This window comes from Sporosarcina sp. P16b (assembly GCF_002743065.1).
Classification (GTDB): domain Bacteria; phylum Bacillota; class Bacilli; order Bacillales_A; family Planococcaceae; genus Sporosarcina.
On record NZ_PDYO01000043.1, the window covers coordinates 1 to 1,341 of the forward strand.

A 1,341-nucleotide genomic window follows, 5' to 3' on the forward strand; every position below is an offset into this window, starting at 1 on the left:
AAAGAACAAACAAACTGAATGGAGTGTGTCCACATGAGAAAACGAATTGATGATAATTTAAAGCGTCATCTGATTAAGTTAGTGGTAGAAGAAGGAAAGAAACAGATCGAGGTCTCTCGTGAGATGGATGTGCCAGTCAGCACCTTGCGAAGATGGGTAAGCGAGTATCGAAAAGAACTACAGAAAGAACGAAATGGAGAAGAGTATGTAACCCCTACTGAGCGACTGAAACAGCAACGGGCCTTAGAGAAAGAAATTCAAGAACTGAAAGAAGAAAATGAAATCTTAAAAAAAGCCATGCACATCTTTTCAAAAAACCCGCAGTGATCTATTCCTTTATCGAAGAACACCGGGGGTTATACCGCGTGAAGAAGATGTGCGAAGTCCTCCAGGTCTCAACGAGCGGCTATTATAAGTGGCGAGAGAAAGTACAGAGTGACATGCAGAAGATAAAGGAAGGCGCATTGAGGAGTATACAGCAGATTTTCTACGAAAATAGAGAGGTTTACGGCAGTCCCCGTATCCATCGTGAACTGAAGAAAATGGGGGTTGTCCTGTCGGTAAAGACCGTCGCGAACTACATGAGAGAACTAGGCCTATGTGCCACGGTGCCTTTTCAGTATACAGTGACGACGCAGTCCAATCATGAACATCCCATCTATCCTAACCTCTTGAAACGGAAGTTTCATGCGGATCATCCTAATCAAGCATGGGTTGTGGATATTACGTATATATGGACCAGTGAAGGATGGCTGTATTTAGCTACAGTGATGGATCTGTTTTCTCGGAAAATTATCGGGTTTAACCTGGCAAATACTTTATCAAAAGAACTGCCTCAACTGGCGTTGGAGCGTGCGTTTCATTTTCGATCACCAAAAGAAGGACTGATCCATCACTCGGATCAAGGGTCCCAATACGCATCCAAAGATTATATCTCCCTCCTAAAGAAGAACCGATGTAAAATTAGTATGAGCCGTAAAGGTGACTGTTACGATAATGCCTGCATTGAATCTTTCCACGCGACAATCAAGAAGGAACTGATCTATCGGAGAAAATTTAAGACCAGAAAAGAAGCAGAGGCAGTCGTTTTAGAATATATTATTTCGTTTTTTAACGAGAGACGCAGCCACTCTACATTAAACTATGTATCACCTAATATGTTTGAGGCGCTGTATGAGCACCAATCAAGAAAGAAAAGCACTCAGCAACCACTCATAACTTTCGTGGAGGAACAGTTGTCACTTTAACTGTTTCTCCACGAAAGTACAGCAAGCGTAGCGCGGTAGGCTTTTCAACATAACCGCTCAATAAATGGTGTCCACTTTCTTGACAGAAGACCAT

Annotated in this window: 1 pseudogene; it reads left to right on the top strand. The window is 42.5% G+C overall.

Features of this window, described 5'->3' with window-relative positions:
- Window positions 1-33: 33 nt before the first annotated feature.
- Window positions 34-1,247: pseudogene (locus tag CSV77_RS16700) on the top strand (IS3 family transposase).
- The last annotated feature ends 94 nt before the right edge of the window (window positions 1,248-1,341 follow it).